Source organism: Castellaniella denitrificans, assembly GCF_042653765.1.
In the GTDB taxonomy this organism is placed as follows: Bacteria; Pseudomonadota; Gammaproteobacteria; order Burkholderiales; family Burkholderiaceae_B; genus Castellaniella; species Castellaniella denitrificans.
This window is the reverse complement of sequence record NZ_JBHSEZ010000004.1, coordinates 238,171-264,409: the sequence shown is the minus strand read 5'-3', so window position 1 is coordinate 264,409 and position 26,239 is coordinate 238,171. Positions and strand designations below refer to the sequence as shown.

At 66.3% G+C, this 26,239-nt stretch carries 26 protein-coding genes; 13 read left to right on the top strand and 13 right to left on the bottom strand.

What is annotated here, in order from left to right; translation table 11 throughout:
• The first annotated feature begins 39 nt into the window (after positions 1-39).
• Genes ACFO27_RS07370 through ACFO27_RS07360 form a run of 3 tightly spaced genes read left to right on the top strand, consistent with a single transcriptional unit; the run spans position 40 to position 3,354 of the window.
• Positions 40-693: a helix-turn-helix domain-containing protein gene (locus ACFO27_RS07370; RefSeq protein ID WP_376816754.1), complete on the top strand. Its 654-nt coding sequence runs from the start codon at positions 40-42 to the stop codon at positions 691-693.
• Positions 686-1,609: a delta(1)-pyrroline-2-carboxylate reductase family protein gene (locus tag ACFO27_RS07365; RefSeq protein ID WP_376816753.1), complete on the top strand. Its 924-nt coding sequence runs from the start codon at positions 686-688 to the stop codon at positions 1,607-1,609. Before ACFO27_RS07370 ends, ACFO27_RS07365 begins: the two co-directional genes overlap by 8 nt.
• Before the next feature lie 59 nt (positions 1,610-1,668).
• Positions 1,669-3,354 carry a thiamine pyrophosphate-binding protein gene (locus ACFO27_RS07360; protein ID WP_376816888.1) on the top strand — a complete coding sequence of 562 codons (1,686 nt, stop codon included), beginning with the start codon at positions 1,669-1,671 and terminating at the stop codon, positions 3,352-3,354.
• On the opposite strand, the gene ACFO27_RS07355 is transcribed toward ACFO27_RS07360, so the two are convergent.
• Complete coding sequence (locus ACFO27_RS07355) at positions 3,311-4,258, bottom strand: LysR family transcriptional regulator ArgP (protein ID WP_376816752.1); 948 nt, start codon at positions 4,256-4,258, stop codon at positions 3,311-3,313. The genes ACFO27_RS07360 and ACFO27_RS07355 overlap by 44 nt on opposite strands.
• A gap of 232 nt (positions 4,259-4,490) precedes the next feature.
• Between ACFO27_RS07355 and ACFO27_RS07350 the strand changes: the two genes are divergently transcribed.
• Positions 4,491-5,126 (top strand): LysE/ArgO family amino acid transporter, encoded by a 636-nt coding sequence (locus tag ACFO27_RS07350; RefSeq protein WP_462936697.1) that lies wholly within the window; start codon positions 4,491-4,493, stop codon positions 5,124-5,126.
• On the opposite strand, the gene ACFO27_RS07345 is transcribed toward ACFO27_RS07350, so the two are convergent.
• Positions 5,123-7,144, bottom strand: a complete 2,022-nt coding sequence (locus tag ACFO27_RS07345) for a methyl-accepting chemotaxis protein (RefSeq protein WP_376816751.1) — start codon at positions 7,142-7,144, stop codon at positions 5,123-5,125. The two genes, ACFO27_RS07350 and ACFO27_RS07345, sit on opposite strands and share 4 nt — an antisense overlap.
• 187 nt (positions 7,145-7,331) lie before the next feature.
• Between ACFO27_RS07345 and ACFO27_RS07340 the strand changes: the two genes are divergently transcribed.
• A complete protein-coding gene (locus tag ACFO27_RS07340; protein ID WP_376816750.1) occupies positions 7,332-8,504 on the top strand; it encodes a mechanosensitive ion channel family protein in 1,173 nt (390 codons plus the stop codon).
• Between the two features lie 39 nt (positions 8,505-8,543).
• On the opposite strand, the gene ACFO27_RS07335 is transcribed toward ACFO27_RS07340, so the two are convergent.
• Together ACFO27_RS07335 and ACFO27_RS07330 are read right to left on the bottom strand one after the other, a co-directional pair.
• The gene (locus ACFO27_RS07335) at positions 8,544-9,071 is read right to left on the bottom strand and encodes a nucleoside deaminase (RefSeq protein ID WP_376816749.1); all 528 of its coding nucleotides are present in this window, start codon (positions 9,069-9,071) and stop codon (positions 8,544-8,546) included.
• Positions 9,072-9,136: 65 nt separating this feature from the next.
• Positions 9,137-10,498: a nucleobase:cation symporter-2 family protein gene (locus ACFO27_RS07330; protein ID WP_376816748.1), complete on the bottom strand. Its 1,362-nt coding sequence runs from the start codon at positions 10,496-10,498 to the stop codon at positions 9,137-9,139.
• Between the two features lie 102 nt (positions 10,499-10,600).
• On the opposite strand from ACFO27_RS07330, the gene ACFO27_RS07325 reads away from it, so the two are divergent.
• From ACFO27_RS07325 to ACFO27_RS07295, 7 genes are all read left to right on the top strand, one after another.
• The gene (locus tag ACFO27_RS07325; RefSeq protein WP_323023317.1) at positions 10,601-11,515 is read left to right on the top strand and encodes a LysR family transcriptional regulator; all 915 of its coding nucleotides are present in this window, start codon (positions 10,601-10,603) and stop codon (positions 11,513-11,515) included.
• A 124-nt stretch (positions 11,516-11,639) separates the two neighbouring features.
• Positions 11,640-13,541 carry a molecular chaperone HtpG gene (gene htpG, locus ACFO27_RS07320; RefSeq protein ID WP_376816747.1) on the top strand — a complete coding sequence of 634 codons (1,902 nt, stop codon included), beginning with the start codon at positions 11,640-11,642 and terminating at the stop codon, positions 13,539-13,541.
• Positions 13,542-13,762: 221 nt separating this feature from the next.
• Positions 13,763-14,881: an S-(hydroxymethyl)glutathione dehydrogenase/class III alcohol dehydrogenase gene (locus ACFO27_RS07315; protein WP_376816746.1), complete on the top strand. Its 1,119-nt coding sequence runs from the start codon at positions 13,763-13,765 to the stop codon at positions 14,879-14,881.
• Positions 14,868-15,707 carry an S-formylglutathione hydrolase gene (gene fghA, locus ACFO27_RS07310; RefSeq protein WP_376816745.1) on the top strand — a complete coding sequence of 280 codons (840 nt, stop codon included), beginning with the start codon at positions 14,868-14,870 and terminating at the stop codon, positions 15,705-15,707. Before ACFO27_RS07315 ends, fghA begins: the two co-directional genes overlap by 14 nt.
• 209 nt (positions 15,708-15,916) lie before the next feature.
• Positions 15,917-16,792, top strand: a complete 876-nt coding sequence (locus ACFO27_RS07305) for a PhzF family phenazine biosynthesis protein (RefSeq protein WP_376816744.1) — start codon at positions 15,917-15,919, stop codon at positions 16,790-16,792.
• Positions 16,793-16,796: 4 nt separating this feature from the next.
• Entirely contained in the window at positions 16,797-17,426 is a 630-nt protein-coding gene (locus tag ACFO27_RS07300; RefSeq protein ID WP_376816743.1) for a Fic/DOC family protein, read from the top strand.
• 25 nt (positions 17,427-17,451) lie between these two features.
• Positions 17,452-17,631 carry a hypothetical protein gene (locus ACFO27_RS07295; protein ID WP_323023307.1) on the top strand — a complete coding sequence of 60 codons (180 nt, stop codon included), beginning with the start codon at positions 17,452-17,454 and terminating at the stop codon, positions 17,629-17,631.
• A gap of 42 nt (positions 17,632-17,673) precedes the next feature.
• Here the strand turns inward: ACFO27_RS07295 and ACFO27_RS07290 are convergent, their stop codons facing one another.
• The 5 genes from ACFO27_RS07290 to ACFO27_RS07270 form a co-directional block, all read right to left on the bottom strand.
• A complete protein-coding gene (locus ACFO27_RS07290; protein WP_376816742.1) occupies positions 17,674-18,507 on the bottom strand; it encodes an isocitrate lyase/PEP mutase family protein in 834 nt (277 codons plus the stop codon).
• A gap of 72 nt (positions 18,508-18,579) precedes the next feature.
• A complete protein-coding gene (locus ACFO27_RS07285) occupies positions 18,580-20,298 on the bottom strand; it encodes a GmrSD restriction endonuclease domain-containing protein (RefSeq protein ID WP_376816741.1) in 1,719 nt (572 codons plus the stop codon).
• A gap of 154 nt (positions 20,299-20,452) precedes the next feature.
• Positions 20,453-21,004: a 1,6-anhydro-N-acetylmuramyl-L-alanine amidase AmpD gene (ampD, locus tag ACFO27_RS07280; protein ID WP_376816886.1), complete on the bottom strand. Its 552-nt coding sequence runs from the start codon at positions 21,002-21,004 to the stop codon at positions 20,453-20,455.
• A gap of 36 nt (positions 21,005-21,040) precedes the next feature.
• Positions 21,041-21,289: a PP0621 family protein gene (locus tag ACFO27_RS07275; RefSeq protein ID WP_323023303.1), complete on the bottom strand. Its 249-nt coding sequence runs from the start codon at positions 21,287-21,289 to the stop codon at positions 21,041-21,043.
• Complete coding sequence (locus ACFO27_RS07270; protein WP_376816740.1) at positions 21,282-22,133, bottom strand: cytochrome C assembly family protein; 852 nt, start codon at positions 22,131-22,133, stop codon at positions 21,282-21,284. The genes ACFO27_RS07275 and ACFO27_RS07270 overlap by 8 nt, the downstream gene beginning before the upstream one ends.
• A gap of 94 nt (positions 22,134-22,227) precedes the next feature.
• On the opposite strand from ACFO27_RS07270, the gene ffh reads away from it, so the two are divergent.
• On the top strand, positions 22,228-23,643 hold the full coding sequence (ffh, locus tag ACFO27_RS07265; protein ID WP_323023301.1) for a signal recognition particle protein: 1,416 nt from the start codon (positions 22,228-22,230) through the stop codon (positions 23,641-23,643).
• A gap of 86 nt (positions 23,644-23,729) precedes the next feature.
• Here the strand turns inward: ffh and bfr are convergent, their stop codons facing one another.
• From bfr to trmB, 4 genes are all read right to left on the bottom strand, one after another.
• Entirely contained in the window at positions 23,730-24,194 is a 465-nt protein-coding gene (gene bfr, locus ACFO27_RS07260) for a bacterioferritin (protein ID WP_376816739.1), read from the bottom strand.
• Between the two features lie 150 nt (positions 24,195-24,344).
• On the bottom strand, positions 24,345-24,545 hold the full coding sequence (thiS, locus tag ACFO27_RS07255) for a sulfur carrier protein ThiS (RefSeq protein ID WP_376816885.1): 201 nt from the start codon (positions 24,543-24,545) through the stop codon (positions 24,345-24,347).
• A 19-nt stretch (positions 24,546-24,564) separates the two neighbouring features.
• On the bottom strand, positions 24,565-25,506 hold the full coding sequence (pip, locus tag ACFO27_RS07250; protein ID WP_376816884.1) for a prolyl aminopeptidase: 942 nt from the start codon (positions 25,504-25,506) through the stop codon (positions 24,565-24,567).
• Positions 25,503-26,225, bottom strand: a complete 723-nt coding sequence (gene trmB / locus ACFO27_RS07245; RefSeq protein ID WP_376816738.1) for a tRNA (guanosine(46)-N7)-methyltransferase TrmB — start codon at positions 26,223-26,225, stop codon at positions 25,503-25,505. The genes pip and trmB overlap by 4 nt, the downstream gene beginning before the upstream one ends.
• Between the last annotated feature and the right edge of the window lie 14 nt (positions 26,226-26,239).

The following is a 26,239-nucleotide window of genomic DNA, read 5'->3' as shown; positions in this document are numbered from 1 at the left end:
CCGAGCCAGGCCGGGCGCCGCATCGGAAGGGAAGGAAAATTGAGCATCGACGCAGTCAAGGAACGCCAGTCCGCGCTGGCCGAGCGCCTGAAATCGCTGCGCCTGCGGCGCGGCTGGACCCAGGGGCAGGCGGGGGACGCCAGCGGGGTGTCGGCGTCCGCCTGGTCGAAGATCGAGAACGGCCTGATGTCCCCGACGTACGACGTGCTGCTGCGCCTGGCCCACGGCCTGGGCGTGGACGTGGCCGAACTGTTCGTCCCCGCGCGGGAGCACATGGGCGCGGGGCGGCGCAGCGTCGAGCGGGCCGGCGAGGGCGAGATCCACGAGACGCCGATGTACCGGCACCGGCTGCTGTGCTCGCAGCTTTCGCATAAGCGCATGATGCCGTTCCGCAGCACCATCAAGGCGCGGGATCTGGCGGCGGACGAGGGCTGGAGCCGGCACGAGGGCGAGGAATTCGTCTACGTGCTGGAAGGCGCCGTCGAGCTGCATACGGAATACTACCGGTCCGTGATCCTGGAGGCCGGCGACTGTTTCTACATCGACAGCCGCATGCGGCATCGGCTGGTCAACGCCGGCCCGCGGGACGCCGAGGTGCTGTGGCTCAGCATGGCGCTGTCCGGCATGGCCGCGCCGGGGACCGGGGCCGGATCCATCGGCGCGGCGGCGGACGAGGAGAACGGCGATGAATGAGACAGGACAGGCGCTGTGCGACGCGGCCGGGACCCGCGCCCTGCTGCCGTTCCCGGCCCTGATGCGGGAGATCGCCCAGGCCGCGGACGACATGGCGGCGGGCCGCCTGTGCGCGCCGGCGCGGCAGGCCGTGCCGTTTCCCGGCGGCGCGGTCATGCTGTCCATGCCGGCGACGGCGGCGGACGTCGGCATCCACAAGCTGGTCAATGTCGCGCCGGGCAACCGCGCGCACGGCTTGCCGACGATCAACGGCATGGTGTCGGTCTACGACGGCGAAACCGGCCGGCTGCGCCTGCTGCTGGACGGGCCGACCGTCACGGCGCGGCGCACGGCGGCGGTGTCGATGCTGGCCGTGAGCCGGCTGCTGCCCGGCGGCGTCCGCCACGCGGCCGTGTTCGGCACCGGCACCCAGGCGGCGGGCCATGTCGAGGCCCTGCTCGACCTGCATCCGGACGCGCGGGTGGACGTGATCGGCCATGCGCCGGGACGGGCCGAGGCGTTCGCCCGGACCTTCGGAACGGACCGGGTCCGGCCGGCCCGCGAGGCCGACCCGGACGCCGACCTGGTGGTCACGGCGACGACCAGCGCCACGCCGGTCTACGACCAGCCTGCGCGCGCCGGCCGGCTGGTGATCGGCGTGGGGGCCTATCGCCACGACCTGGCCGAGATCGGCGCGCGGGCCCTGGCGGGCAGCCATCTGTTCGTGGACGATCCCGAAGGCGCCCGGCACGAGGCGGGCGACTACCTGCAGGCGGGTGTGGACTGGTCCAGCGTGCGGTCCCTGGCCTGCCTGCTGGCGGCCGGGCCGCCCGAGGGCGCGGCCGTCTTCAAATCTGTCGGCTGCGCGGCCTGGGATCTGGCCGCCGCGCGCTGCGCCCTGCGTTTCGATCATTCTTCGGAAAGGAATCTTTCATGACCACGCGTCACAGCGCCAGCCCCGCCTTCCATGGAGGGGCCGAGCATGGCCACGCCGGCATGGCGCCGAGGGCCGCCGCCCATCCGGCGGCCCCCCGCCTGGCCGGACACGTCCTGGTGGATCAGTTGCGCCTCCACGGCGTGGACCACGTATTCTGCGTGCCGGGGGAAAGCTACCTGCCGGTGCTCGACGGCCTGGTCGACGCCGATGTCCAGGTCACGGTCTGCCGCCAGGAAGGCGGGGCCGCCATCATGGCCGAGGCCTATGGCAAGCTGACCGGCCGGCCCGGCGTGTGCATGGTGACCCGCGCGCCGGGCGCCGCCAACGCCTTCGCGGGGGTGCATGTGGCGTCCCAGGACTCCACGCCCATGATCCTGCTGGTCGGGCAGATCGACCGGGCGATGCGCGACCGCGAGGCCTTCCAGGAAATGGACTACCGCGCCGTGTTCGGCTCCCAGGTCAAGTGGGCGGCCGAAATCGACCAGGCGGACCGCATTCCCGAATACCTGTCGCGCGCCTTCCATGTGGCGCTGTCGGGCCGCCCGGGACCGGTGGTGCTGGCCCTGCCGGAGGACATGCTGGGCGAGACCGTGACGGTGGCCGATGCGCGGCCCTGCCACGTGCCCGAGACCCTGCCGCCGGCCGCGCAGATCCAGGCCCTGGCCGACCGCCTGGCGGACGCGGAGCGGCCGCTGGCCATCCTCGGCGGCAGCCGCTGGGATGCCCGCTCCGTGCAGGCCTTCGGCGCCTTCGCCGAGCGCCACGCCCTGCCGGTGGCGGTGCAGTTCCGCCGCCAGATGCTGTGTCCCGTGGATCATCCCTGCTTCATCGGCGACCTGGGGCTGGGCGCCGATCCCCGGCTGCTGGAGGCGATCCGCGAATCCGACCTGATCCTGGCCGTGGGCGGGCGGCTGTCCGAAATCCCCAGTCAGGGCTACACGTTGTTCGACGTGCCGAACCCGTCCCAGACGCTGGTTCACGTGCATCCCGACGTCGGCGAGCTGAACCGCGTCTACCAGGCGGACATCGCCATGGCCTGCGCCCCCGGGACCTGGGTGCGCGCCATCGAGCCCCTGGCGCCCACGGCGACGGCGGCGCGCCGCCAGCGCTGCGAGCGGCTGCATGCGCGGCGCCAGGAATGGAGCGATCCGTCGGTCATCGAGCATCCCGGCGTCCTGCAGATGGGCCGGGTGATGGAGCACCTGAACGCCGTGCTGCCAGAGGACGCCATCCTCACCAACGGGGCCGGCAACTACGCTACCTGGTTGCACCGCTTCTACCGCTTCCGCGCCTATGGCACCCAGCTGGCGCCCACCTCGGGTTCGATGGGCTATGGCCTGCCCGCGGCGGTAGCCGCCCAGCGCCTCTATCCGGACCGCCGGGTGGTGTGCCTGGCGGGCGACGGCTGCTTCATGATGCACGGCCAGGAATTCGCCACGGCGGTCCAGTACGATCTGCCGATCCTGGTGATCCTGGTCGACAACGGCATGTTCGGCACCATCCGCATGCACCAGGAGCGGCGCTACCCCGGCCGGGTATCCGCCACCGCGCTGCGCAATCCCGATTTCGCGGCCTATGCGCGCGCCTTCGGCGGCCATGGCGAGCGGGTCGAGACGACGGAGGATTTCGCCCCCGCGCTGCGGCGCGCGCTGGACAGCGGCCTGCCGGCCATCCTGCACTGCCTGCTGGATCCGGAGGCCATCACGCCGACGACGACCCTGAGCCGTCTGCGCCAGGGGAACTGACCGGCGCTCGGGTCGGGCGCACCAGGGCGCGGGCGGCCTTCAGCACGGCCGAGGTCAGCCGTTCCATGGTGTGCGCGCCGGTGCGCCAGTGCTGCCAGTACAGCGGCACGTCGTGCCAGGCCCGCGCCCGCAGGGGCACCAGGCGGCCTGTCTCCAGCGCCTCGCGGACCATGGGCAGCGGGTTCATGGTCCAGCCCAGCCCGGCCAGCGTGGCCGAGACGAAGGCGTGGGACGAGGGCACCCACCAGGTCGGCGGCTGCCAGGGCGTGTCGCCCATCACCCCGCGCGCGAACTGCGCCTGCAGGGCGTCCTTGCGGTTGAAGATCAGGACCGGCGCGCGCGCCAGGGCCTCGGGGGTGACGCCGCGGGCGAAATGCCGCGTATGGAAGGCGGGCGTGCAGGTGGCCACGTAGCGCATGCGGCCCAGCGTGTGGACCCGGCAGCCCTGCACCGGATCGCCCAGTGTGGTGACGGCCGCCAGCACGCTGCCGTTGCGCAGCAGGGCGGCCGTGTGGTCCTGGTCCTCCGAGACCAGGTCCAGCGTCGTGCGGGTCTGTTCCGCGTAGCGCGTGGCCGCCTCGATGAACCAGGTTTCCAGGCTGTCGTGGTTGACGGCGACACGCAGGCTGGGCGCGGGGCGGTCGTCGCCCATGCCCAGGCGGTCCAGGGCCTCGTGTTCCAGGAGGGCGGCCTGTTCGGCCAGGCGCACCAGGATGCGGCCATCGTCCGTGGGCTGCGCCGGGATGGTGCGCAGGACCAGCAGCCGTCCCATGCGGGACTCCAGCGTCTTGATGCGCTGGGACACGGCCGAAGGGGTGACGTGCAGGGCGGCGGCGGCCCGCTCGAAGCTGCCTTCGCGCACCACGGCCGCGAGGGCGCGCAGGTTGTCGTGATCCAGTTGCATGGGCGTGTGTCCCGGTGTCCGGCGGCAGGTCCGGCGCCGGGCGGCATCGGAACCGTATATTAAGTTTTTCTAAACCATATTTAAATAAATTAGCTGTATTTTATATCTGGTCTTGCGCACAATGCGGTCCTGGCCCCCGCGCGGCGTCCGTTCCGGCCCGCCGCCGCGCGGGGACTGGCGGGCGGCCCGGACCGCGCGCCGCTCCGTCCCTTGTTTTCCGCCGCAGGAGTCCATGATGTTCGCCGCCGCCATTCCCACTGTTTCCCCCCTGGTCGCCGCCTGGACCAGCGGGACGCTGACGGGTCTGGGCATGTTCGCCGTGGTGGGGGCGCAAAGCGCTTTCATCCTGCGCCAGGGCATCGCCCGGGCGCACCTGAGCGCCATCCTGCTGGTGTGCGCCCTGATCGACGCCTGCTTCATCTTCGGTAGCGTGTCGGGCCTGCAGGCGCTGACGGCCTGGCTGCCCGGGCTGGCGGGCGCCGTGCAATGGTGCGGGGTCGCGTTCCTGTCATGGTACGGCGTCCAGTCGGCACGCCGGGCCTGGCGCCCGGCCGCCGGTCCACGGGCCGACCAGGCCGCGGTGTCTTCCCGCCGCGCCGCCCTGCTGGGAGCGGTGGGCTTCACCCTGCTCAACCCGCATTTCTGGCTGGACATGATGGTGCTGGGCTCGATCGCCCACGGCTTCGCCGACGCCCGCTTCGGCTTCGCCGCCGGCGCCCTGACCGCCAGCGTGCTGTGGCTGGCGGCGCTGGGCCTGGGGTCGCGGCTATGCGCGCCCCTGTTCCGGGATCCCAGGGCCTGGCGCTGGCTGGACGGCGGCATCGCCGCCGTCATGTTCCTGCTGGCCTGGCGGCTTTTGCCCCTCTAGCCAGGCAGGCGCGGCACGTCCGCGCGGCCGAGGGCGGGGGGCCGCGCCGCGGACGGGTCCGCCGCTTCGGTTTCCCCGGTGCGGAACACCGCCACGGTGTCCGCCAGCCGGTCGGCCTGCTCCCGCAGGGAATCGGCGGCGGCCGCCGCCTGCTCGACCAGCGCGGCGTTCTGCTGCGTCACCTGGTCCATCTGCGTGACCGCCAGGTTCACCTGGTCGATGCCGGTGGACTGCTCGTTGGAGGCCGAGGCGATTTCCCCCATGATGTGCGTCACCCGGTCGACCGCCGCCAGGACTTCCTGCATGGTGGCGCCCGCGTCGCCCGCCTGGCGGGTGCCGGACTCGACTTCCCTGGACGCCGTCTCGATCAGCGCCTTGATCTCGCGCGCGGCCTCGGCGGACCGCTGGGCCAGGGCGCGGACCTCGCCGGCCACCACGGCGAAGCCGCGGCCTTCCTCGCCGGCGCGCGCGGCCTCGACCGCGGCGTTCAGGGCCAGGATGTTGGTCTGGAAGGCGATGCTGTCGATCACGCCGATGATGTCGGTGATGCGGGACGAGCTGTCGGCGATGCGTTTCATGGTGTCCACCATGCCGTGGACGGCCTGCTCGCCCTGGTGGGCGGTCTGCGAAGCCCCCGCGGCCAGCTGGTCGGCCTGGCGGGCGTTGTCGGCGTTCTGGCGCACGGTCGAGGCCAGCTCTTCCATGCTGGCGGCCGTCTCCTGCAGGGAGGCGGCCTGTTCCTCCGTGCGGCTGGACAGGTCCGTGTTGCCGACGGCGATCTCGCGCGCGCCGGTGTGGATCTCGCCGACGCTGTGGCGCACTTGGCGGATCATGTGCCGCAGGGCGTCCTGGGTGCCGCGCAGGCTGTCCAGCAACTGATGGACTTCGTTGCGGCTGCCGGCCGGGCTGTCCGGGATTTCATGGGTCAGGTCGCCCGCGCCCAGCCGCTGCATGCCGGTCACCACGTCGCGCACCGGCCTCAGGGTGCGGCGGGCCAGCCAGCGGATCAGCAGGGAAATCATCAGCGTGCCCAGCAGCATCACGCCCAGCTGGATCCACATCTCGCGGGTGCTTTCGGCCAGGTAGTCGTCGACGTCGCCGAAGCCGTACATCAGCCAGCCCCAGTTGGGTACCGTCCGCCAAGCGAGGAAGATCTCCTGGCCCCTGACCGTGACGCGCTTCACCCCGGCCGAAGCCGACTGGAAGGCGCCGTTCATGGCCGCGAAGTCGTCCGGCGGGTTGCCCGCGCTGAACCGGTCGCCGGGCTTGCCGAACATGCCCGCGACGCGAATCCAGTCCTTGCGGTCGGCGGTCGGCCGCAGCACGAACAGCTGGCCGTATTCGGCCAGCTTGGTCTCGGTCAGGTCCTTCAGCACCGGGTCGATCTGGGCGCTGATGTCCAGGTGGTCGACGATCCCGCCGTAGACCTTGCCGCCGTCCTTGAGCGGATTGACCGTGACCAGGTGCCACTTGTCGCCGATCAGGCCGGGCGTGTGCGTGACTTCGCCCCGGTCCAGGGCCTGGGCGATGGGGTCGGAGGGGTCCAGGACCTGTCCCAGGGCATGGTCCGGACGGTCCTGGTAGGCGCTGGCGATGCGCGTCCAGCCCTTGTCGGTGCGGGCGTAGAGCTCGGCCGACATGCCGGTGACGCTGCGCATCAGGTCCTGGTCGCCGTTGATGGGCATGCCCGAGGACTTGAAGACCGGCAGGCCGTTCTCGACCTGGCCGGTGGGCTTGGGCTCGCCGTTCATGTAGCGGATCAGCACCGGGTACAGGGATTCGCTGCGCTTGCGGGCGATGTCGTAGATCAGCTGCAGGGTGCGGTCGTAGCCCTGCAGTCCGGAGCGGTTGGCGGCGCTGACGTTGTCGATGGCCGTCTGCCGGTTCTGCCAGGTGATGATGGAGGCCAGGACCGCCATCACCAGAATGGTGATCAGGGTTGCGGCGATGAACAGCTGGGTGCCGAGTGTGGCGCGCGCCAAGCGGCCCGCGCCGGGGCCCGTGCGTCGTCCGGACATGGTGTGTCTCCTGCGGAGTGATGCGGGATGGGGGGCGTTTTCCTGCAGGATAACCTTAGCGGATCGCGCCCTATCCGGAGATATCCGGAAACAAATGAGGACTATTCATGGCCGACATGGTTTGAAGGACCGTCGGGCGGGCCGATACACTGGAACCATCGATCATTGCGGCATGGAGCTTTGTGGCTTGATTTCCTCTTTTCTCGAACAATCGTCGGCGGTCTACCATGAATGGCGGACCATCATCCTGGTATTTGCCGCCGTCCTGGGGTCCCTCCTGGCCGGCGGCCTCCTGCGGTTCGTGCTGGAACGCCTCGCCCGCCGCCTGCATCCCGTGCGGCATGCCTGGGGGCACGGGCTGCTGGCGGGCGCGTCCGTGCCGGCGCAGATGCTGGTCTGGGTGCTGGGCATCGCCCTGGCCGGCCAGATCCTGCTGAGCGAGTCCGACCGGGCGTTCGCCAGGGATTCGCTGCTGGCGCACGGCCTGGCGCCGATCCGCGACGTCGGGGTGATCCTGGTGGTGATGTGGCTGTTGCTGCGCGCGGTCAACCGCATCCAGGACAACCTGCTGCTGCGAGCGCGCGAGCGCGGCCGTGAACTCGATCCCACGGCGGCCGACGCCATCGGCAAGCTGACCAAGGCGTCCATCGTCATCACGGCCATCCTGATGATGATGCAGGCGCTGGGCTTTTCCATCGCCGGCCTGCTGGCCTTCGGCGGCATGGGCGGCATCGCCGTGGGCTTCGCCGCGCAGAGCCTGGTGGCCAACCTGCTGGGCGGGCTGACGATCTTCGCCAGCCGCCCGTTCAAGGTCGGCGAATACATCATCATCCCCGGCACCGACCTGATGGGCGGGGTCGAGCACATCGGCTGGCGCGCCACGCGCCTGATCGGCTTCGACTGCAAGCCCTTCTACGTGCCCAACGCGATGTTCAACACCCAGCCGGTCATCAACCACACCCGCATGACCAGCCGCCGCATCATGGAGGACATCCACATCCGCTACGCCGACATCGACGCCGTGCCGGCCATCGTCGCCGACGTCCGCGACATGCTGCGCCGGCATCCCGGGGTGAAGCACGATTTCTTCGCCTTCAACTTCAGCAGCTGCGGGACTTTTTCCCTGAAGCTGTCCCTGTACGCCTTCACGGTCAGCACCGACTACAACGACTACATGGACACCCAGGAGGACGTGCTGCTGAAGATCGCCGACATCATCCGGCGCCACGGCGCGCGCATGACCGGTCCGGTGTCCACGGTCGAGATGCCGCAGCTGCAGGCGCCGGCCCGCGCGCCGGACGGACCGGAGGCGGGCGGCACCCTGCCGCCGATGCCGCCGCCCCTGCCGTCGGCGGGCTGAGGTGGTTCCGGGCCGGATCAGGCCCGGTGTGCAGACCGATCAGACGTGCTCGGGTTCCGCGTTCCAGAAACCGCGATGGGACTCGGCCGCCTCGTCCTCCATCAGGGGGCCGTGGACCTCGATGCGGCGCTGCCCGCGCAGGAACACCTCGCGGCAGGGCAGCGAGAAGGTCGGGTTTTCCGGATGGTCGCCCGTCAACGCCAGCAGCCGGTGTTCCGACAGGGCGTAGACGACCCGGCCGATGTTGCACCAGTAGATCGCCCCGGCGCACATGCAGCAGGGTTCGGCGCTGGTGTAGAGCGTGCAATCCAGCAGCGCCTCGGGCGGCAGCTTGCGGGCCGCCGCGGCCGCCGCCGCGAGCTCCGCGTGCTGGGTCGGGTCGCCCGACGGCGGCAGGGAATTGTTTTCCGCGATGGCGATGATGTTGCCCTCGCGGTCCGCCACCAGGGCGGCGAAGGGATGGTGCCCGTTGGCCCGGGACCGGTCGGCCAGGGCGATGGCTTCCTGCAGCAGGTCCATGTCGAGCTTCGAGAGGCCGGACGATCCGGGGCGGGTGGCGGTGTTCATGGTGTTTCCTTTTGTGGAGTGGGGCCGCCGCGTTCCCGGCGGCCGAAAGGGGGAATCGTGGATCCTCAGGTTTCCAGGGCGCTTCGCGGGGCCTCGGCCGGCTGGCCGCGGTCCTCGGTGCGCGGCTGCCCGCCCGTGCCGTTGAGCAGGACGTTCAGCAGGACGGCCGTGATGGCGCCCAGGAAGATGCCGCTGTCGAGGATCAGGCGCAGCGGGCCTTCGACGTGGCCGAATAGGGCGGGAAAGGACATGGGCAGGACGCCGATGCTGACCGAGACCGCGACGATGATGCCGTTGCGGGTGCCTTCGAATTGCACGCGGGACAGTTCCTGGATGCCGGCCACGGTGGTCATGCCGAACATCACGATGGCGCAGCCGCCCAGCACCGGGCGCGGGATCGAGGCGATGACCGCGCCCAGCGCGGGAAACATGCCCATCAGCATCATGATCACGCCCGAGGCGGCCACGACGTAGCGGCTCTTGACGTTCGACAGGGCGATCAGGCCGGTGTTCTGGGTGAAGGCGTTGTAGGGGAAGCTGTTGAACATGCCGCCGAGCATGGTCGACAGGCCGTCCGAACGGAAGGCGTTGCCCAGGGTTTCCTGGGACGAGGGACGGCCGACGATGGTGCCGATCGCCAGCACGTTGCCGGTGGTCTCGGCCATGATGACCAGCATGGCCAGGGTCATGATCAGGATCGGCGCCACTGAGAATTCGGGCATGCCGAAGGCGAAGGGCGGGCTGATCTCGAACCAGGCGGCCTCGTCCATGTGGCCGAAGCTCGTCATGCCGAAGGCGGCGGCGATGGCTGTGCCCGCGATTAGGCCGATCAGGACCGACAGATTGCCCACGAAGCCCTTGTAGCGGGCGTAGATGAACAGGGTGATGGCGATGGTCGCCAGGCCCAGCAGCAGGTTGGGCACCGAGCCGAAGTCGGCCGCGTCCGGGTTGCCCCCGCCCAGCCAGATGGCGGCGGCCGGCATCAGGGAGACGCCGATGATGGTGATCAGGCTGCCGATCACCACCGGCGGGAAGAACTTCAGCAGGCGGCTGAAGACCGGAGCGATCAGGATGGTGATGAAGCCGCAGGCGATGACCGAGCCGAACAGGTGGCTGATGCCGTATTGCTTGCCGATCATGATCATCGGCGCGATGGCGATGAACGAGCAGCCCTGGATCAGCGGCAGGCGCGCCCCGAATTTCCAGCAGCCGATGGTCTGGATCAGCGTGGCGATGCCCGAGGTCAGCAGGTTGGCGTTGATCAGCAGCACCATGTCGCGCTGGCTTAGCCCCAGGGCGCTGCCCAGGATCAGCGGCACGGCGACGGCGCCCGCGTACATGACCAGGACGTGCTGCAGGCCGAAGGTGAAGAGCTGTTTCAGGGGAAGTATTTCATCCACAGGGTGGACGGATTCTGGCCGGGCCATGTGTGTCTCCTTGGTTTTTTTAAATCGTGGCGCCATGATCTACTTGAATTACCATAGACAACAAGTCATCATCCATCGGTTTAAACGATATATCGAGGTCGCATGCGCTACACGCTCGATCAACTGGAGACCTTCGCCGCCGTGGTCCGCGCGGGTTCGTTTTCCGCCGCCGCCCGGCGCCTGGGCAAGACCCAGTCCACCGTCAGCGCGGCGATCTCCAACCTGGAGATCGACCTGGGCGTCGAGCTGTTCGACCGCAGCCGCAAGTGGCCGGTGCCGACCGGGGCCGGCGCCAAGCTGCTGCGCCAGGCGGAACTGGTGCTGGAACGCTGCCTGGACCTGGAGGCCCATGCGCGGGACCTGTCCGAGGCCACCGAAACCCGCCTGCGCCTGGCGATCGAAGCACCCCACAACACGCTGACGGCGCCGCTGGCGGATTTCGCCGCGCGCTTTCCGTACGTGGACCTGGACATCCGCCACGCCTTCGACGGCGACGTGTCCGGCCTGGTGCTGCGGGGCGAAGTGGCCCTGGGCATCGCCTTCGCGCAGCGGGACTATCCCCGGGAACTGGCCTTCGCGCAGATGGGCAAGCTGATCCTGCTGCACGTCGTGCGCCATGATCATCCCCTGGCGAAGCTGCCGAAGATCGACTTCGCGGAACTGCGCGGGCACCGGCGCCTGATGTTCCTGGCGCACAACGAGCGCCTGCCTTCGACCGAATACCTGGAGTCCACCCAGTGCTGGCGGGCGGAAAACTACCTGGCCCTGCTGGAAATGGCGCGCGCTGGCCTGGGTTGGACCACGCTGCCGCGCCAGCTCATCCTGCGCGAGCTGGAGGCGGGCGAACTGGTGGAGCTGCCCCTGACGGCCTACCCGCACACCGACTGGGTGGTCGGCATCGACCTGGTCTGGCAGAAAGCCCACACCTTGGGCCGGGCCGGCGTTTGGCTGCTGCGGCGCCTGCGCGAGCACAAGATCTACGAGACGGACCGCATGGGGCACCCGACGACGTGGTAAGCACGGGTCTTGAAAACCCGGTCCGCCGGCCCCATATGAACAGGCAGCCCGCCCCGCCGTCCGCCGTTCGGCCGTCCGCGGGGTGCCATGCAATCCCGCAAGAACCTTCGAACCCATCCGAATCATGAGCGAAACCGACACCAAGACGGCTGAAACCCTGGGCTTCCAGGCCGAAGTCAAGCAGTTGCTGCACCTGATGATCCATTCCCTGTACAGCAACAAGGAAATCTTCCTGCGCGAACTCGTGTCCAACGCTTCCGACGCCTGCGACAAGCTGCGCTTCGAGGCCATCGACCATCCGGAACTGCTCGAGGGCGATTCCGACCTGTGCATCCGCGTCGAGTTCGACAAGGCCGCCCGCACCGTCACCATCACCGACAACGGTATCGGCCTGTCGCGCGACGAGGCCGTCGCCAACCTGGGCACCATCGCCCGGTCCGGCACGCGCGAATTCTTTTCCCAGCTGACGGGCGACAAGCAGAAGGACGCGCAACTGATTGGCCAGTTCGGCGTGGGCTTCTATTCGTCCTTCATCGTCGCCGAAAAGGTCGCCGTGCGCAGCCGCCGCGCCGGCCTGTCCGCGTCCGAAGGCGTCCTGTGGGAATCCGACGGCCAGGGCGAATTCTCCGTGTCCGCCATCGATAGGGAAGAGCGCGGCACCTCCGTCACCCTGACGCTGCGCGCCGACGAGGACGAATTCCTGTCGGGCTGGAAGCTGCGCGAGATCCTGCGTCGCTATTCCGACCACATCTCCCTGCCCATCCAGATGAAGAAGGAAGAGTGGGACGCGGAGAAATCCGAGCAGGTGACCAAGGATGAGTGGGAAACCGTCAACCAGGCCAACGCCCTGTGGACCCGGTCCAAGTCCGACATCACCGACGAGCAGTACAAGGAGTTCTACAAGCACGTCGCCCACGACTACGAGGACCCGCTGGCCTGGACGCACAACCGCGTCGAGGGCCGCAGCGAATACACCCAGCTGCTGTACGTCCCGAAGCGCGCGCCCTTCGACCTGTGGGACCGCGACGCGCGCCGGGGCGTGAAGCTGTACGTCAAGCGCGTCTTCATCATGGACGACGCCGACCAGCTGCTGCCGGCCTACCTGCGTTTCGTGCGCGGCGTGGTCGATTCCGCCGATCTGCCGCTGAACGTCTCGCGCGAGATCCTGCAGGAAAGCCGCGACGTGCGCGCCATCCGCGAAGGTTCCGCCAAGCGCATCCTGGGCCTGCTCGAAGACCTGGCCAAGGACAAGCCCGAGGAATACGCCGAATTCTGGACCCAGTTCGGCCAGGTGCTGAAGGAAGGCGTGGGCGAGGACCCCGCCAACAAGGAACGCATCGCCGGCCTGCTGCGCTTCGCGTCCACTCAGTCCGACAGTCCCGCGCAGACCGTGTCCCTGGCCGACTATGTCGGCCGCATGAAGGAAGGCCAGGACAAGATCTACTACCTGAGCGCCGACTCCTACGCCGCCGCCGCACACAGCCCGCACCTGGAAGTCTTCCGCCGCAAGGGCCTGGAAGTCCTGCTGCTGTCCGACCGCGTGGACGAATGGATGCTGTCCTACCTGCGTGAATTCGAGGGCAAGGCTCTGGCCTCGGTCGCCAAGGGCGGCCTGGATCTGGACGCCTTGGCCGACGAGGAAGAAAAGAAGCAGCAGGCCGAGGCCGCCGAGGCCTTCAAGCCCACCATCGAGCGCCTGAAGAAAGCCCTGGGCGAGCGCGTCAAGGAAGTCCGCGTCACCGCGCGCCTGGTGGATTCGCCCGCCTGCGTGGTCGTCGATGAGCACGAGCTCAGCCCGCACCTGCTGCGCATGCTCAAGGCCGCCGGCCAGGACGCCCCCGAGGTCAAGCCCATCCTGGAAGTGAACCCGCAGCATGCTCTGGTCAAGCGCCTGGAGGCGCAGCCCGACGAGTCGTTCGGCGACTGGGCCGAACTGCTGCTGGACCAGGCCATGCTGGCCGAAGGCGCGGCGCTGAAGGACCCCGCCGCCTTCGTGAAGCGGGTGAACGCGCTGTTGCTGGGATGAGCCGGGACGTAGGGCAGCCCCTGCGGGCTGTCCTACGCCTGGCGAATCCGAGCGGCATGCAGGCCGCGAGGTGGGGCAGCCGGGCCGCCCTGCGCATCAGGACCCTGAGAACCGGGAGCGTCGTGGATCGCGGCGCTCCCGGTTTGTCTTCCCGCCGGCTTCTGGCCATAATCGGCCTGAACCCCGCCTGCGCCGGGCGGGGCGGAATTGGAGACAGACCGATGAAATCCCGCGCCGCCGTGGCCTTCGAGGCCGGCAAACCCCTGCAGATCGTCGAGATCGACGTCGAACCGCCCCGCAAGGGCGAAGTCCTGGTCCGGATCACGCATACCGGTGTCTGCCACACCGACGCCTTCACCCTGAGCGGCGACGACCCCGAGGGGGTATTTCCCGCCGTGCTCGGCCATGAGGGCGCGGGCATCGTCGTCGAAGTCGGCGAGGGCGTCACCAGCGTCGCGCCGGGCGACCACGTCATCCCCCTGTACACCGCCGAATGCGGCGAATGCCTGTTCTGCAAATCGGGCAAGACCAATCTGTGCGTGGCCGTGCGCGCCACCCAGGGCAAGGGCGTCATGCCCGACGGCACCACGCGCTTCTCCTACCAGGGCAAGCCCATCTACCACTACATGGGCTGCTCGACCTTCAGCGAATACACCGTCGTCGCCGAAGTCTCGCTGGCGAAGATCGACCCGCGGGCCAACCCCGAGCAGGTCTGCCTGCTGGGCTGCGGCGTGACCACCGGCATCGGCGCCGTGCGCAATACCGCCAAGGTCCAGCCCGGCGACACGGTGGCCGTCTTCGGCCTGGGCGGCATCGGCCTGGCCGTGGTCCAGAGCGCGCGTCAGGCGGGGGCCGGGCGCATCATCGCCGTGGACACCAACCCCGACAAGTTCGCGCTGGCGAAGGTCTTCGGCGCCACCGACTGCGTCAACCCCAAGGACCACGCCGAACCCGTCCAGCAGGTCATCGTCGGCATGACCGGCTGGGGCGTGGACCACAGCTTCGAGTGCATCGGCAACGTCAACGTCATGCGCGCCGCGCTGGAATGCGCCCACCGGGGCTGGGGCCAGTCCATCATCATCGGCGTCGCGGGCGCCGGCCAGGAAATCTCCACCCGGCCGTTCCAGCTGGTCACCGGGCGCTCCTGGCGCGGCACCGCCTTCGGCGGCGTCAAGGGCCGCTCGCAGCTGCCCGGCATGGTCCAGGAAGCCATGCGCGGCGACATCGACCTGGCGCCCTTCGTCACCCACACCATGGGTCTGGACGGCATCAACGAGGCCTTCGATCTGATGCACGCAGGCAAATCCATCCGTTCGGTGGTGCACTATGGAACGCATTGAGCGACACGCCTGCTTCGGCGGCCGCCAGGAAGTCTGGCGGCATGCCTCGGCCGTGCTGGGATGCGACATGCGTATCGGCGTCTTCCTGCCGTCGGCCGCCCTGCGCGGCGAATCGTGCCCCGTGCTGTACTGGCTGTCCGGCCTGACCTGCACGGAACAGAACTTCATCACCAAAGCGGGCGCCCAGGCGCACGCCGAACGCCACGGCCTGATCCTGGTCGCGCCCGACACCAGCCCGCGCGGCGAGGGCGTGGCCGACGACCCGGCCTACGACCTGGGCCAGGGCGCGGGCTTCTACCTGAACGCCTCCCGGGCGCCCTGGGCCGCCCATTACCGCATGCAGGACTACGTGGCCGAGGAACTGCCCGCCCTGATCGAACAGCATTTCCCCGCTTCGTCGGCGCGGTCGATCGCCGGCCATTCCATGGGCGGACATGGCGCGCTGGTCACCGCCTTGCGCCATCCCGGGCGTTACCGCAGCGTGTCGGCCTTCTCGCCCATCGTCGCGCCTTCGCGGGTGCCCTGGGGGCAAAAGGCCTTCACCGCCTACCTGGGCGAGGATCGCGAGGCGTGGGCGCAGTGGGACGCGGTGGCGTTGATCCATGCGGCCTCGCCCTCGGAGCACCTGCCGATGCTGGTGGACCAGGGCCTGGACGACGAGTTCCTGGACGAACAGCTGCGGCCCGGACTGCTGGAAGAAGCCTGCCTCGAAGCGGGGTATCTGTCGACCGTGCGCCGGCATGCCGGGTACGACCACAGCTACTACTTTATCGCCAGCTTCATCGGTGAGCACATCGCCTTTCATGCGGCGGAGTTGAAGGGGTAGGGCTCGGACCAGACAGCTCTCCGGGAGCCGGTATCCGAGTTTCATTCAATACTTCAATATGCCGGAACAGGGGGGGACGGACTTGCCTTTGCGGCGGCCGGGCCGTCTCCGCGTCGTTGACGCTCATCGGCATGGCTGGCCGGCGCGCTTTTGATGCCGCTGGATGAGCCTCAAGTAAACTGGGGATCAACTGAAAAAGTGAGCCTCACATGACCTTGAATGCCACCGCCAGCCAGCAAATCAACGGCTATCCCGTGGACCGGCTGGCCGCGTTTTCGGATGGCGACAGCGGCGGCAATCCGGCCGGTGTCGTCATTTGCGATGCCTTGCCGGACGCCGTCACCATGCAGGCCATTGCCGCCGAGGTCGGCTATTCCGAAACGGCGTTCGCGGCGCTCGCCGACGAAGGCTGGCGCGTGCGGTACTTCGCCCCGGAAATCGAAGTGCCTTTCTGCGGGCATGCCACCATTGCCCTGGGCGCGGCATTGGCCATGCGCCATGGCGAGGGCGTGTTCACGCTGCAGCTCAACAAGGCCCGGATCACCGTCGAAGGACGGCGGAAGGGGACCCGCCTGATGGCCATCCTGCAGTCGCCGCCAACGCGCAGCGAGCCGGCCTCGTCGGATCTGCTGCGAGACAGCTTGATGCTGTTCGGCCTGACGACCGCGGATCTGCATCCGTCCCTGGCTCCGGCCGTCGCCGAAGGCGGCGCGCGGCATCTCATCCTGCCGCTGTCCAGCCGGCAGCGGCTGGCCGAGATGCGCTACGACCAGGCCGCTGGCCGCACTTTGATGCTGGCGCACGGCTTTGCCACCATCGCCTTGGTCTACCCGGAACGGCCGACGTTTTTCCATGCCCGCAACCCTTTCGCGTCGGGCGGCGTGTACGAAGATCCGGCCACGGGTGCCGCGGCCGCGGCGCTGGCCGGCTATCTGCGGGATGCGGGCTGGCCGCACGGTGGCGCCATCGACATCCTCCAGGGCGAGGACATGGGTTCGCCCAGCCGGATCCATGCGGAAATCCCGCCGGAAATTGGCGCCAGCATCCGGATTTCGGGGACGGTGCGGGCGTTGGGCGGATCATGATGGCATGACCTCCAACCGTTACCAAGCAACCGGTTCGCAGGCTGAATACCAGCCCGGATCAAACGCGCAGGTGCTGCGGAATCGGCAAGGCATCACGGATCCGGCCGTGATGGTCGAACTCGAGACGAGGCTGTTGCTGCGGCTCTATGAACGGATGATGCGGGAGCAGTTTCCCAATCGGCGGCTGGACGTGGCCGACCTGATGGGATGGCACTATCAGTGGCTGGGCAATCTGTACGACTGGGCCGGGCGGCCCCGGTCTGTCAACATGAGCAAGGACGGCTTCCATTTCGCCGCCGCCATGCAGATTCCCCGATTGCTGGACGAGTTCGAGCGGAAATACCTGCATCGCTACACGCCCTGCCATGATATCGACGACAGCGCCTTGGCCGAGGCCATCGCCGTCTGCCATGTCGAACTCATCCTCATTCATCCGTTCCGCGAAGGCAACGGACGTCTGTCCCGTTTGCTGGCCGATGTGATGGCGGTGCAGGCCGGTCGCGGCCTCTTGGACTACAGCCAGTGGGATGCGGACAGGACCACGTACTTCTCCGCGATCCAACACGGCGTGGGCATGGACTATGCGCCCATGCGCGCATTGGTCAGCGTTGCGCTGGCTGGGCAGGGCGGCTGAGCGCCGCCAGGGAAACCTGGGGAAGATGACTATCCCCGCTGCGCAATTTTGCTTCGATATCAGCGATGCGTTGGCCCGTTTCGATGGCCGTGGAACTGGCCACGGCACGCAGGATGGCTTCCTGGCTTGGAGGTTGATGCATGCGCTGACTGGACATGAAATGCCTGATTCAGAAGGAATGTTCCATTTTACTGCCTGGGCCTGAAAGCGGCCATCTTGCTGTGGTGCCTATCCTACGCTCCCCGCGCTATGGACTGCCGGGGCCGAAAAGCCGGGCCATGTCCGCATAACTGACCGCCTCTTCACTGAACGTGAACGTGCCGTGCTCCGCCATTTCGCGGCCGGCGTGCAGGAATGCGCCGAACGCCGCGCGGCTGAGCGCGCTGCCCACGCTGATGCGCTTCACTCCCATGTCCGATAGCTCGTCCAGCGTGAAATGCATTCCGGGCGATCCCATCAGCACGTTCACCGGCCGGTCCACCGAACGCACCACGGCGAGGATGTCCTCGCGCGTGCGCAGCCCCGGCGCGTAGAGCACGTCGGCGCCGGCCTCCTGGTAGGCCTGCAGGCGGCGGATCGTGTCCTTCAAGTCCGTGCGGCCGTGCAAGTGGTTTTCCGCCCGCGCCGTCAGCATGAACGGGTAGGGCAGCGCCCGCACCGTCTCGACCGCCGCCGTCACACGATCCACCGCCTTGGCCAGTTCGTAGATCGGATCATCCGGCCGACCCGTGGCGTCCTCGATGGAGGCCCCCACGGCGCCCGCCTGTGCCGTCAGGCGGTAGGTTTCCGCGACCTCTTCCAGCGTGTCCGCGTAGCCGCTTTCCATGTCCGCGCTGATGGGCAGGTCGGTGGCCGCCGTAAGTTCCTTGACGTGCGCCAGCATCTGGTCCCGGGTGACCTGGTAGTCGGACAAGCCCCGGGTATAGGCGTAGCCCGCGCTGGTGGTCGCCAGCGCCTGGAAACCCATGCCCGCCAGTAGCTTCGCCGTGCCGATATCCCAGGGGTTGGGGATGATGAAGGCGCGGGGGGCGTGGTGGAGGGTGTGGAAGAGGTGGGATTTTTGGGGGAGTAGAGGATCCATCGGTTATCTTTAATGGAAAGATATTTCTATGCTAGTGCCGGGTTTTCGCCCTAGAACATTAAAGAATCAAAATTAAAATCTTTGTGCTAGTCCGGCAATCTGCTTGGCGGCCTTAGCTATTTCTGTTGAATCTCCATTACGCCAGTATACGTTATCCCCATAGTATGAAAGATCTTTCTGGGGTGGTATGGTAATTATTATTACTCCTAAACCATAAAAAGAATTGTAATCGATATGTGAAAGAATAGAGTCGCGAAGATTTTGAGATAGCGGAGATGACTTGATTGCGTCCTTCCATTTTGCGTAGTATTCCTCAACAGAAATACCGAGAGCTTTAGCCTCTCTAGCTATACCGACAACGTAACGTTTCCCAATTTTTTTCGGTTCAATTTTATCTAATTGTTTTATTTTTGTGGTGTCAGTATCCTTATCGGTTACTCCAATGATGATTTTTCCTGTGCGATGAGGGCCATTATTTGCTATTGCACATAGTGTCTTGAGAACTTTTTCTATAAGTTTTGTATCTATTTTTCTGATTTGATTTAGTGTTAATAGGCCTTGCTTTAGCTCATAGTCAGGAAGTTCTGCTTCCGAACGGCGGATTGCTGTTTCAATATCTACAATTGCGTGATTTCCATATATTTTGTGTGGTTCTTTTGATTTAATGAAACCGCAAGATATAAGCCCCTTAATGGTATCTATGTTTCTACGGCGCTCAGTCGGAGATGTTGCTCCGCGGCTTGTGTCAATGCGGTTAGATAGTCCGGTAATCCCCTTTTTTACTGCTAAGCTATCTGATATAACCATTCCTTCTTTTATAATTAGCTCGTGAAAGGCAATAAGAATAACCGCGAATACTGCTGGAAACGCATTGGTTGTTCTTTTTTTGAAAATAATGTTTCTAAGCTTATCCGGGCTGTTTGTGTTGCAGGCGATGAGAATTTGATCAAGACAGAATTTGAATTCCTGTGAGAATTTGCTAACACCGTATACTTCTAAAGCGTTATTTACCCTTTCGCTTTCAGATGTTGTGGAATCATATATTGCATCAAGGGCGTCTTTTGATCGCTCAATCAATTGTCCGCCGACAATGCATGATGCTATATCGGCAATACACTGTTCGTCCATACTGTCTCGTAAGTCTGTCGAGCGAAGAACTCCTTGCTCCACCCAGACTACTTCATCAGCTTTAACTTCGTAGCCATGTTTTGCCATGGGAAGGTCAATGCTAATGGCTGGCATTGATTTGAGAGGAAGTATATCTGCAGATGCATCCCCGCGTACATCACAGGCGATTAATCGAATCATCTGTGAGAATTCGTTTTCTACTCCTGCTTGTCGACGCTCTTGATCACTTAGACGGTGTCCATATGTATTAATTCGACCAAATACGTCATTAATTTCCTCATCTGTAGCGTTTCTCATGACTGAGAATGCAAGTGAGTAATCAAGAACTGCGCTGACATCCTTTTGTTTTATCCAATCTTGGATATGGCCGATATAGAAGAGACCGGCATCAGCACTAGCCTGTGCAGTTGGAAAATGTTTTATATCAAAATATTCTCCATCTAGGGTAGAGAATCCTGTTTCAATAAACGAAACGATGGCATGCAATCTTTGGAGTCCATCTATGATTTCGTAGCCATCCCCGGACTTTCTCTCAGCAATCAAAATTGCTGGGATTGGGTATCGTTTCATGATCGACTCTATGAGCCGTTGTTTTTCTTCTAGTGTCCAAACCAATTTGCGTTGATACCGGCGATTTACGAATAACTTATCTTCGCGGTACATGGTGTATATGGACTGAATTGATGTGGGCTGAGAAGTCAACTCTAACATATGATATCTATCTTCAGAATTTTGTTGTAGAAACTGGTGTGATTGGTTCTTAAGTTATTGATTCTTGGCTTGAGGAAGGTTGTGATTAATTTTTGTTTTTGGTGGTTTATAGGGGATAAATGTTAAATCTCTCCCAATCAAAAGCCCTCCCCGGATCCGTCTTCCGTCCCGGCGCGATATGCTCGTGCCCCCGCACCGCACGGATCGGATGCCGGATCCGGATCGCCGCCGCCAGTGCGGCCAGCCGTTCGTACTGCGCATCCGTATAGGCCAGCGTATCCGTGCCTTCCAGTTCGATGCCGATGGAAAAATCGTTGCAGCGCTCCCGGCCTTCAAAGGACGAGACGCCGGCATGCCACGCCCGCAAAACCGTGGGCACGAATTGCACGATCGTCCCGTCGCGGCGGATGAGGAAATGGGCGGAGACCCGCATGTCGCGGATGTTTTCGAACCAGGGGTGGGATGAGATGTCCAGGCGGTTCTGGAAGAAATCGATGATGGCGTCGCCCGTGAACACGCCGGGCGGCAGGCTGATGTTGTGGATCACCAGCAGGTAGGGATCCTCGCCGTCGGGGCGCTGGTCGTGATTGGGGGAGGGGCGGCGCAGGATGCCGGGCTCGTCAACCAGCCAGCCATCCGGCCCGATGGACAGGGGCAGTCCCGGCGCGGGCTTGGAGGACGCCCCCGCCGCCACTTATTTCCCCAGGCCCAGCCGGGCGTGTTCCGCGCAGCACCAGGTCTTGCCCTGGCTCTGGTAGGCCTCGGACCGGGGCAGGTAGATGCGGCAGTGGGCGCAGCGGACCATGGTTTCGGACGCGGCGCGCGCGTCGTCGGCCTGGCGGCGGGCGGCGGCCTGGCGGGCATTGGCCTTCTGGTGGCTCAGGACGCGGGAGACGAACAGGACGGCCAGGATGATGACCGCCCAGAGCAGGAATTTACCCAAGAGTGCCTCGTTGCAGGATGACTTCCAGGACGAACCGGCTGCCCGTGTAGGACAGCAGCAGGAAGGCGAAGCCGGCGAGCGTCCAGCGCAGGGCGACGCGGCCGCGCCAGCCCTGGATGTGGCGCCCCGCCAGCAGCACGCCGAAGGTGGCCCAGGACAGCAGGGTGAAGACGGTCTTGTGGTCCATGGGCAGGGCGTGGCCGCCCAGGCGCAGGGACACGACGATGCCGGTCAGGACGGTCAGCGTCAGCACGCCGAAGCCGATCCAGATCAGGCGAAACAGCAGCTGTTCCAGGGTCAGCAGCGGCGGCATGGCGCTCATGGCGCGGCCGATGGATCCCTGTTCGCCGGCGGATTCGATGGGGCGGTGCAGGTGGCGGTCCAGCACGGTCATCAGCATGGCGTGCAGCGCGGCCACGGTGATCAGGCCGTAGGCCGTCATGGCGATCAGCAGGTGCACGCGCAGCCAGTCGTTGCTGGCGTGGGGCACCAGGTAGCCTTGCGGGAACGCGGCGGCCAGCAGGCTGACCAATGCCGCGATGGGCAGCAGCAGGAGCAGCAGGCTGTCCAGGCGCAGCAGGAAATTCTCGATCCAGAAGACGATCATGCCCAGCCACATGGCGGTGGACAGGGCCAGCGCCCAGCTGAGGTACAGGCCGTCGGACGCGAGCACGGCGGTCGCGAGGCCGACGCCGTGCAGGGCGATGGCGCCCAGCAGGCAGCTGCGGCCGATGGTACCGGTGGGACGGACGTCGCTCGCCCGCGCGATGGGGCGCCACAGGGCGACGCCCAGTATGGCGTAGGCCAGTGCGGCGAGCAAGTGAAATACAATGCTGACTGACATAGTCCTATCGGTGTCCGGCGCGCAGGGCCGCGCCCCAAAAGCATCCATTTTATGCGCTGGCCGACGGATCAACCAGTTTTACGGATACGGCATCATGCTCGATAACCTGACATCCCGCCTGTCGCGCGTCGTCAAGACCATGCGCGGCGAGGCCCGCCTGACCGAGGCCAACACCCAGGAGATGCTGCGCGAGGTCCGCATGGCGCTGCTGGAGGCCGACGTGGCGCTTCCGGTGGTGCGTGATTTCGTGGCGCGGGTCAAGGAATCCGCCCTGGGGCAGGAGGTCGTCGGCAGCCTGAATCCGGGCCAGGCGCTGGTCGGGGTGGTGCACAAGGAACTGACCGCCCTGATGGGGGGCGACCTGGGCGCCGCGGCGGGCGAACTGTCGCTGGCGGCCCAGCCGCCGGCCGTGATCCTGATGGCCGGCCTGCAGGGCGCGGGCAAGACCACCACCGTCGGCAAGCTGGCGAAGTGGCTGTCCGAGGGCAATCATGTCCAGTACGGCCGCAAGACCGGCCGCAAGAAGGTCCTGGTGGTCAGCGCCGACGTCTACCGTCCGGCCGCCATCGACCAGTTGAAGACCGTGGCCGCCCAGGTGGGGGTCGATTTCCTGCCGACCGAGTCCACGCAGAAGCCGCGGGACATCGCCCGCGAAGCCCTGGACCACGCCAGGCGCCATCACTACGACGTGCTGATCGTCGACACGGCGGGCCGCCTGGGCATCGACCAGGCGATGATGGACGAGATCCGCGATTTGCACGCGCTGCTCTCGCCGATCGAGACGCTGTTCGTGGTGGACGCCATGCAGGGCCAGGACGCGGTCAACGTGGCGCGCGCCTTCTCCGACGCGCTGCCGCTGACGGGCGTGGTGATGACCAAGCTGGACGGCGACGCGCGCGGCGGCGCGGCGCTGTCGGTGCGCCAGGTCACAGGCAAGCCGCTGAAGTTCGTCGGCGTGTCGGAAAAGCTCGACGGGCTGGAGCCCTTCCACCCGGAACGCATGGCCCAGCGCATCCTGGGCATGGGCGACATCGTGTCGCTGGTCGAACAGGCCCAGAAGAACATCGACATCGCCGAGGCGCAGAAACTCGCCGCGCGCATGAAGTCCGGCGACCGCTTCGACCTGAACGATTTCCGCGACCAGTTGCAGCAGGTGAAGAAGCTGGGCGACATGGGCTCGCTGCTGGAAAAGCTGCCGGCGCAGTTCGCCCAGGCGGCGTCCCAGGTGCAGGGCGGTCAGGCGGAAAAGCAGCTCGCCCGCACGGAAGGCATCCTGAATTCCATGACGCCGCTGGAACGCGCCAAGCCCGAACTCATCAAGGCTTCGCGCAAGCGCCGCATCGCCACGGGCTCGGGTGTCCCGGTCCAGGAAGTCAACCGCCTGCTCAAGCAGTTCGAGCAGATGCAGGGCATGATGAAGCAGATGAAAAAGGGCGGCATGGCGAAGATGATGCGCGCCATGGGCGGGATGAAGGGCCTGGGCGGATTCGGCCGGGGCGGCTTCCGCTGACCAGTCCCCCCGCACTGGCGTGTCCGGCCCTGTCCCGGCCGGTCAGGCGGGGCGGACCGGATTGGGGGGGGGCGGCGGCTGGCGGATCAGGTCTGCGACTGCAGATAGTTCTTCAGGCCGATCTTCTCGATCAGGCCCAGCTGCTTTTCCAGCCAGTAGGCGTGGTCGGACTCGGTGTCGTGCAGCTGTTGCAACAGCAGGTCGCGCGTGACGTAGTCCCCATGGGTTTCGCAGATCGCGATGCCTTCGCGCAGGGACGCGCGCACTTCGTATTCCAGTTCCAGGTCGGCGCGCAGCATGCCGGGCACGTCCGTGCCCGCCGTGAAGGCATCGGGGCGCATGTCGGGCTCGCCTTCGAGCATCAGCAGGCGCTGCAGCAGGCTGTCGGCGTGCTGGGTTTCTTCCTGCATTTCGTGGTCGCTGCGGGCGTGGAGCTTGGTCAGGCCCATGTCCTGGTAGCGGCGCGAATGCAGGAAATACTGGTCGCGTGCGGCCAGTTCGCCGCGCAGCTGTTTCGTGAGATAGGCGATGACTTCGGGGTGGCCTTGCATGGTGCGCCTTTGGGTGCGTGTTGCTGGTGGTTGAAGTATGCCATGCCTGGGGAGGATCTAGGATTGAGGCATCTCTCCACCTCGCGGCCTGCATGCCGCTCGGATTCGTCTGGCATGGGACAGTCCGCGGGGACTGTCCCATGTCCCGCCTCATCCCCCCCCCACCGCCACCACGATCTCGACCTGGTCGCCTTCGGACAGCGGGGCCTGGGCATGCTGGCTGCGGGGCACGATGTCGCCGTTGAGTTCCACCGCGATGCGCTTGCCCTCGTAGCCCAGGCGGACCACCAGGTCGTGGACGGTGCGCACGCCTTCCAGGGCGGTGTCGGCGCCGTTCAGCAGGATGTTCAGGCTCATGGCGTCGGTCTCCTCAATCGCCGGCGTAGCGGTCGGTGGCGGCCAGCAGCCGCGTCAGGATGCCGGGTTCGTCGAAAGCGTGGCCGGCGTCCGGAACGATGTGGAATTCCGCCCGAGGCCAGGCCAGGTGCAGGTCCCAGGCTGATTTCGCCGGCGTGCAGGCGTCGTAGCGGCCCTGCACGATTACGCCGGGGATGTCGGCCAGTTTGTGCGCGTCGCGCAGCAGCTGGCCCTCTTCCATGAAGCCCCGGTTCACGAAGTAGTGATTCTCGATGCGGGCGAAGGCCAGCGCCGCCTGGTCGGCGGCGTGCGCGCGATGGTGCGCCGGATTGGGCAGCAGGCTGATGGTGTGGCTTTCCCACTGGGTCCAGGCGTGCGCCGCCCGCAATTGTTCCTGGGGGTCGTCGCCCGTCAGGCGGCGGCGGTAGGCGGCCATCAGGTCGTCGCGCTCGGCCTCGGGGATCGGGGCCAGGTAGTCTTCCCACAGGTCGGGAAACAGCCAGGACGCGCCTTCCTGGTAGAACCAGCGCAGTTCCGCCTGGCGCAGCAGGAAGATGCCGCGCACGATCAGGGCGTGCACGCGTTCCGGATGGGTCTCGGCGTAGGCCAGCGCCAGGGTCGAGCCCCAGGAGCCGCCGAACACCACCATCCGCTCGGCGTGCAGGACCTCGGCGCGCAGACGCTCGATGTCGGCGATCAGGTCCCAGGTCGTGTTGCGTTCGATGTCGGCCGACGGCGTGGAGCGGCCGCAGCCGCGCTGGTCGAACAGCAGGATGTTGTAGCGCTCGGGGTCGAACAGGCGGCGATGGGCGGGCGAACAGCCCGCGCCCGGTCCGCCGTGCAGGAACACCACCGGCCGCCCCTGGGGGTTGCCGCACAGTTCCCAGTAGACGCGGTGGCCGTGGCCGGCGTCCATGAAGCCTTGCGCATAGGGTTCGATCTCGGGATACATCAGGTGGCCTCCGGTGCGGGCGCGGCGTCCGCCTGAGCGCGCCGCGTGAAGATCAGGTCCCAGACCCCGTGGCCCAGGCGCAGGCCGCGGTTCTCGAACTTGGTCAGCGGGCGGTAGTCGGGGCGCGGCGCGTAGTCCGCGCAGGTGTTCCGCAGCGTCGGTTCCGCCGACAGGACTTCCAGCATCTGCTGGGCGTAGTGTTCCCAGTCCGTGGCGCAGTGCAGGTACGCGCCCGGTGCCATGCGGCTGCTCAACAGTTCGACGAACGCGGGCTGGATCAGGCGGCGCTTGTGGTGGCGTTTCTTCGGCCAGGGGTCGGGAAAGTAGATGTGCACGCCGGCCAGCGAGCCCGGCGCGATCATGTCGCGCAGCACCTCGACCGCGTCGTGCTGGATGATGCGGATGTTGTCCAGTCCGTTTTCGTGGATGCGCTTGAGCAGCGCGCCCACGCCGGCATTGAAGACCTCCACGCCCAGGAAGTTGTCGCCGGGCCGGGCCTGGGCGATCTTCTGGGTGGTCTCGCCCATGCCGAAGCCGATCTCCAGGATCGTCGGTGCCGTCCGCCCGAAGGCCGCCGACAGGTCGATGGGCGCGTCCTGGTAGCGGATCGACCAGCGCGGCAGCCATTCGGCGATCGCCTGTTCCTGGCTTGGGGTGATGTGGGCGCGGCGGTGGACGAAGCTGCGGATGTGCGTGCTGCCCGACGGAGTCTGAGCCGTCACGACGGGCGGGGGGG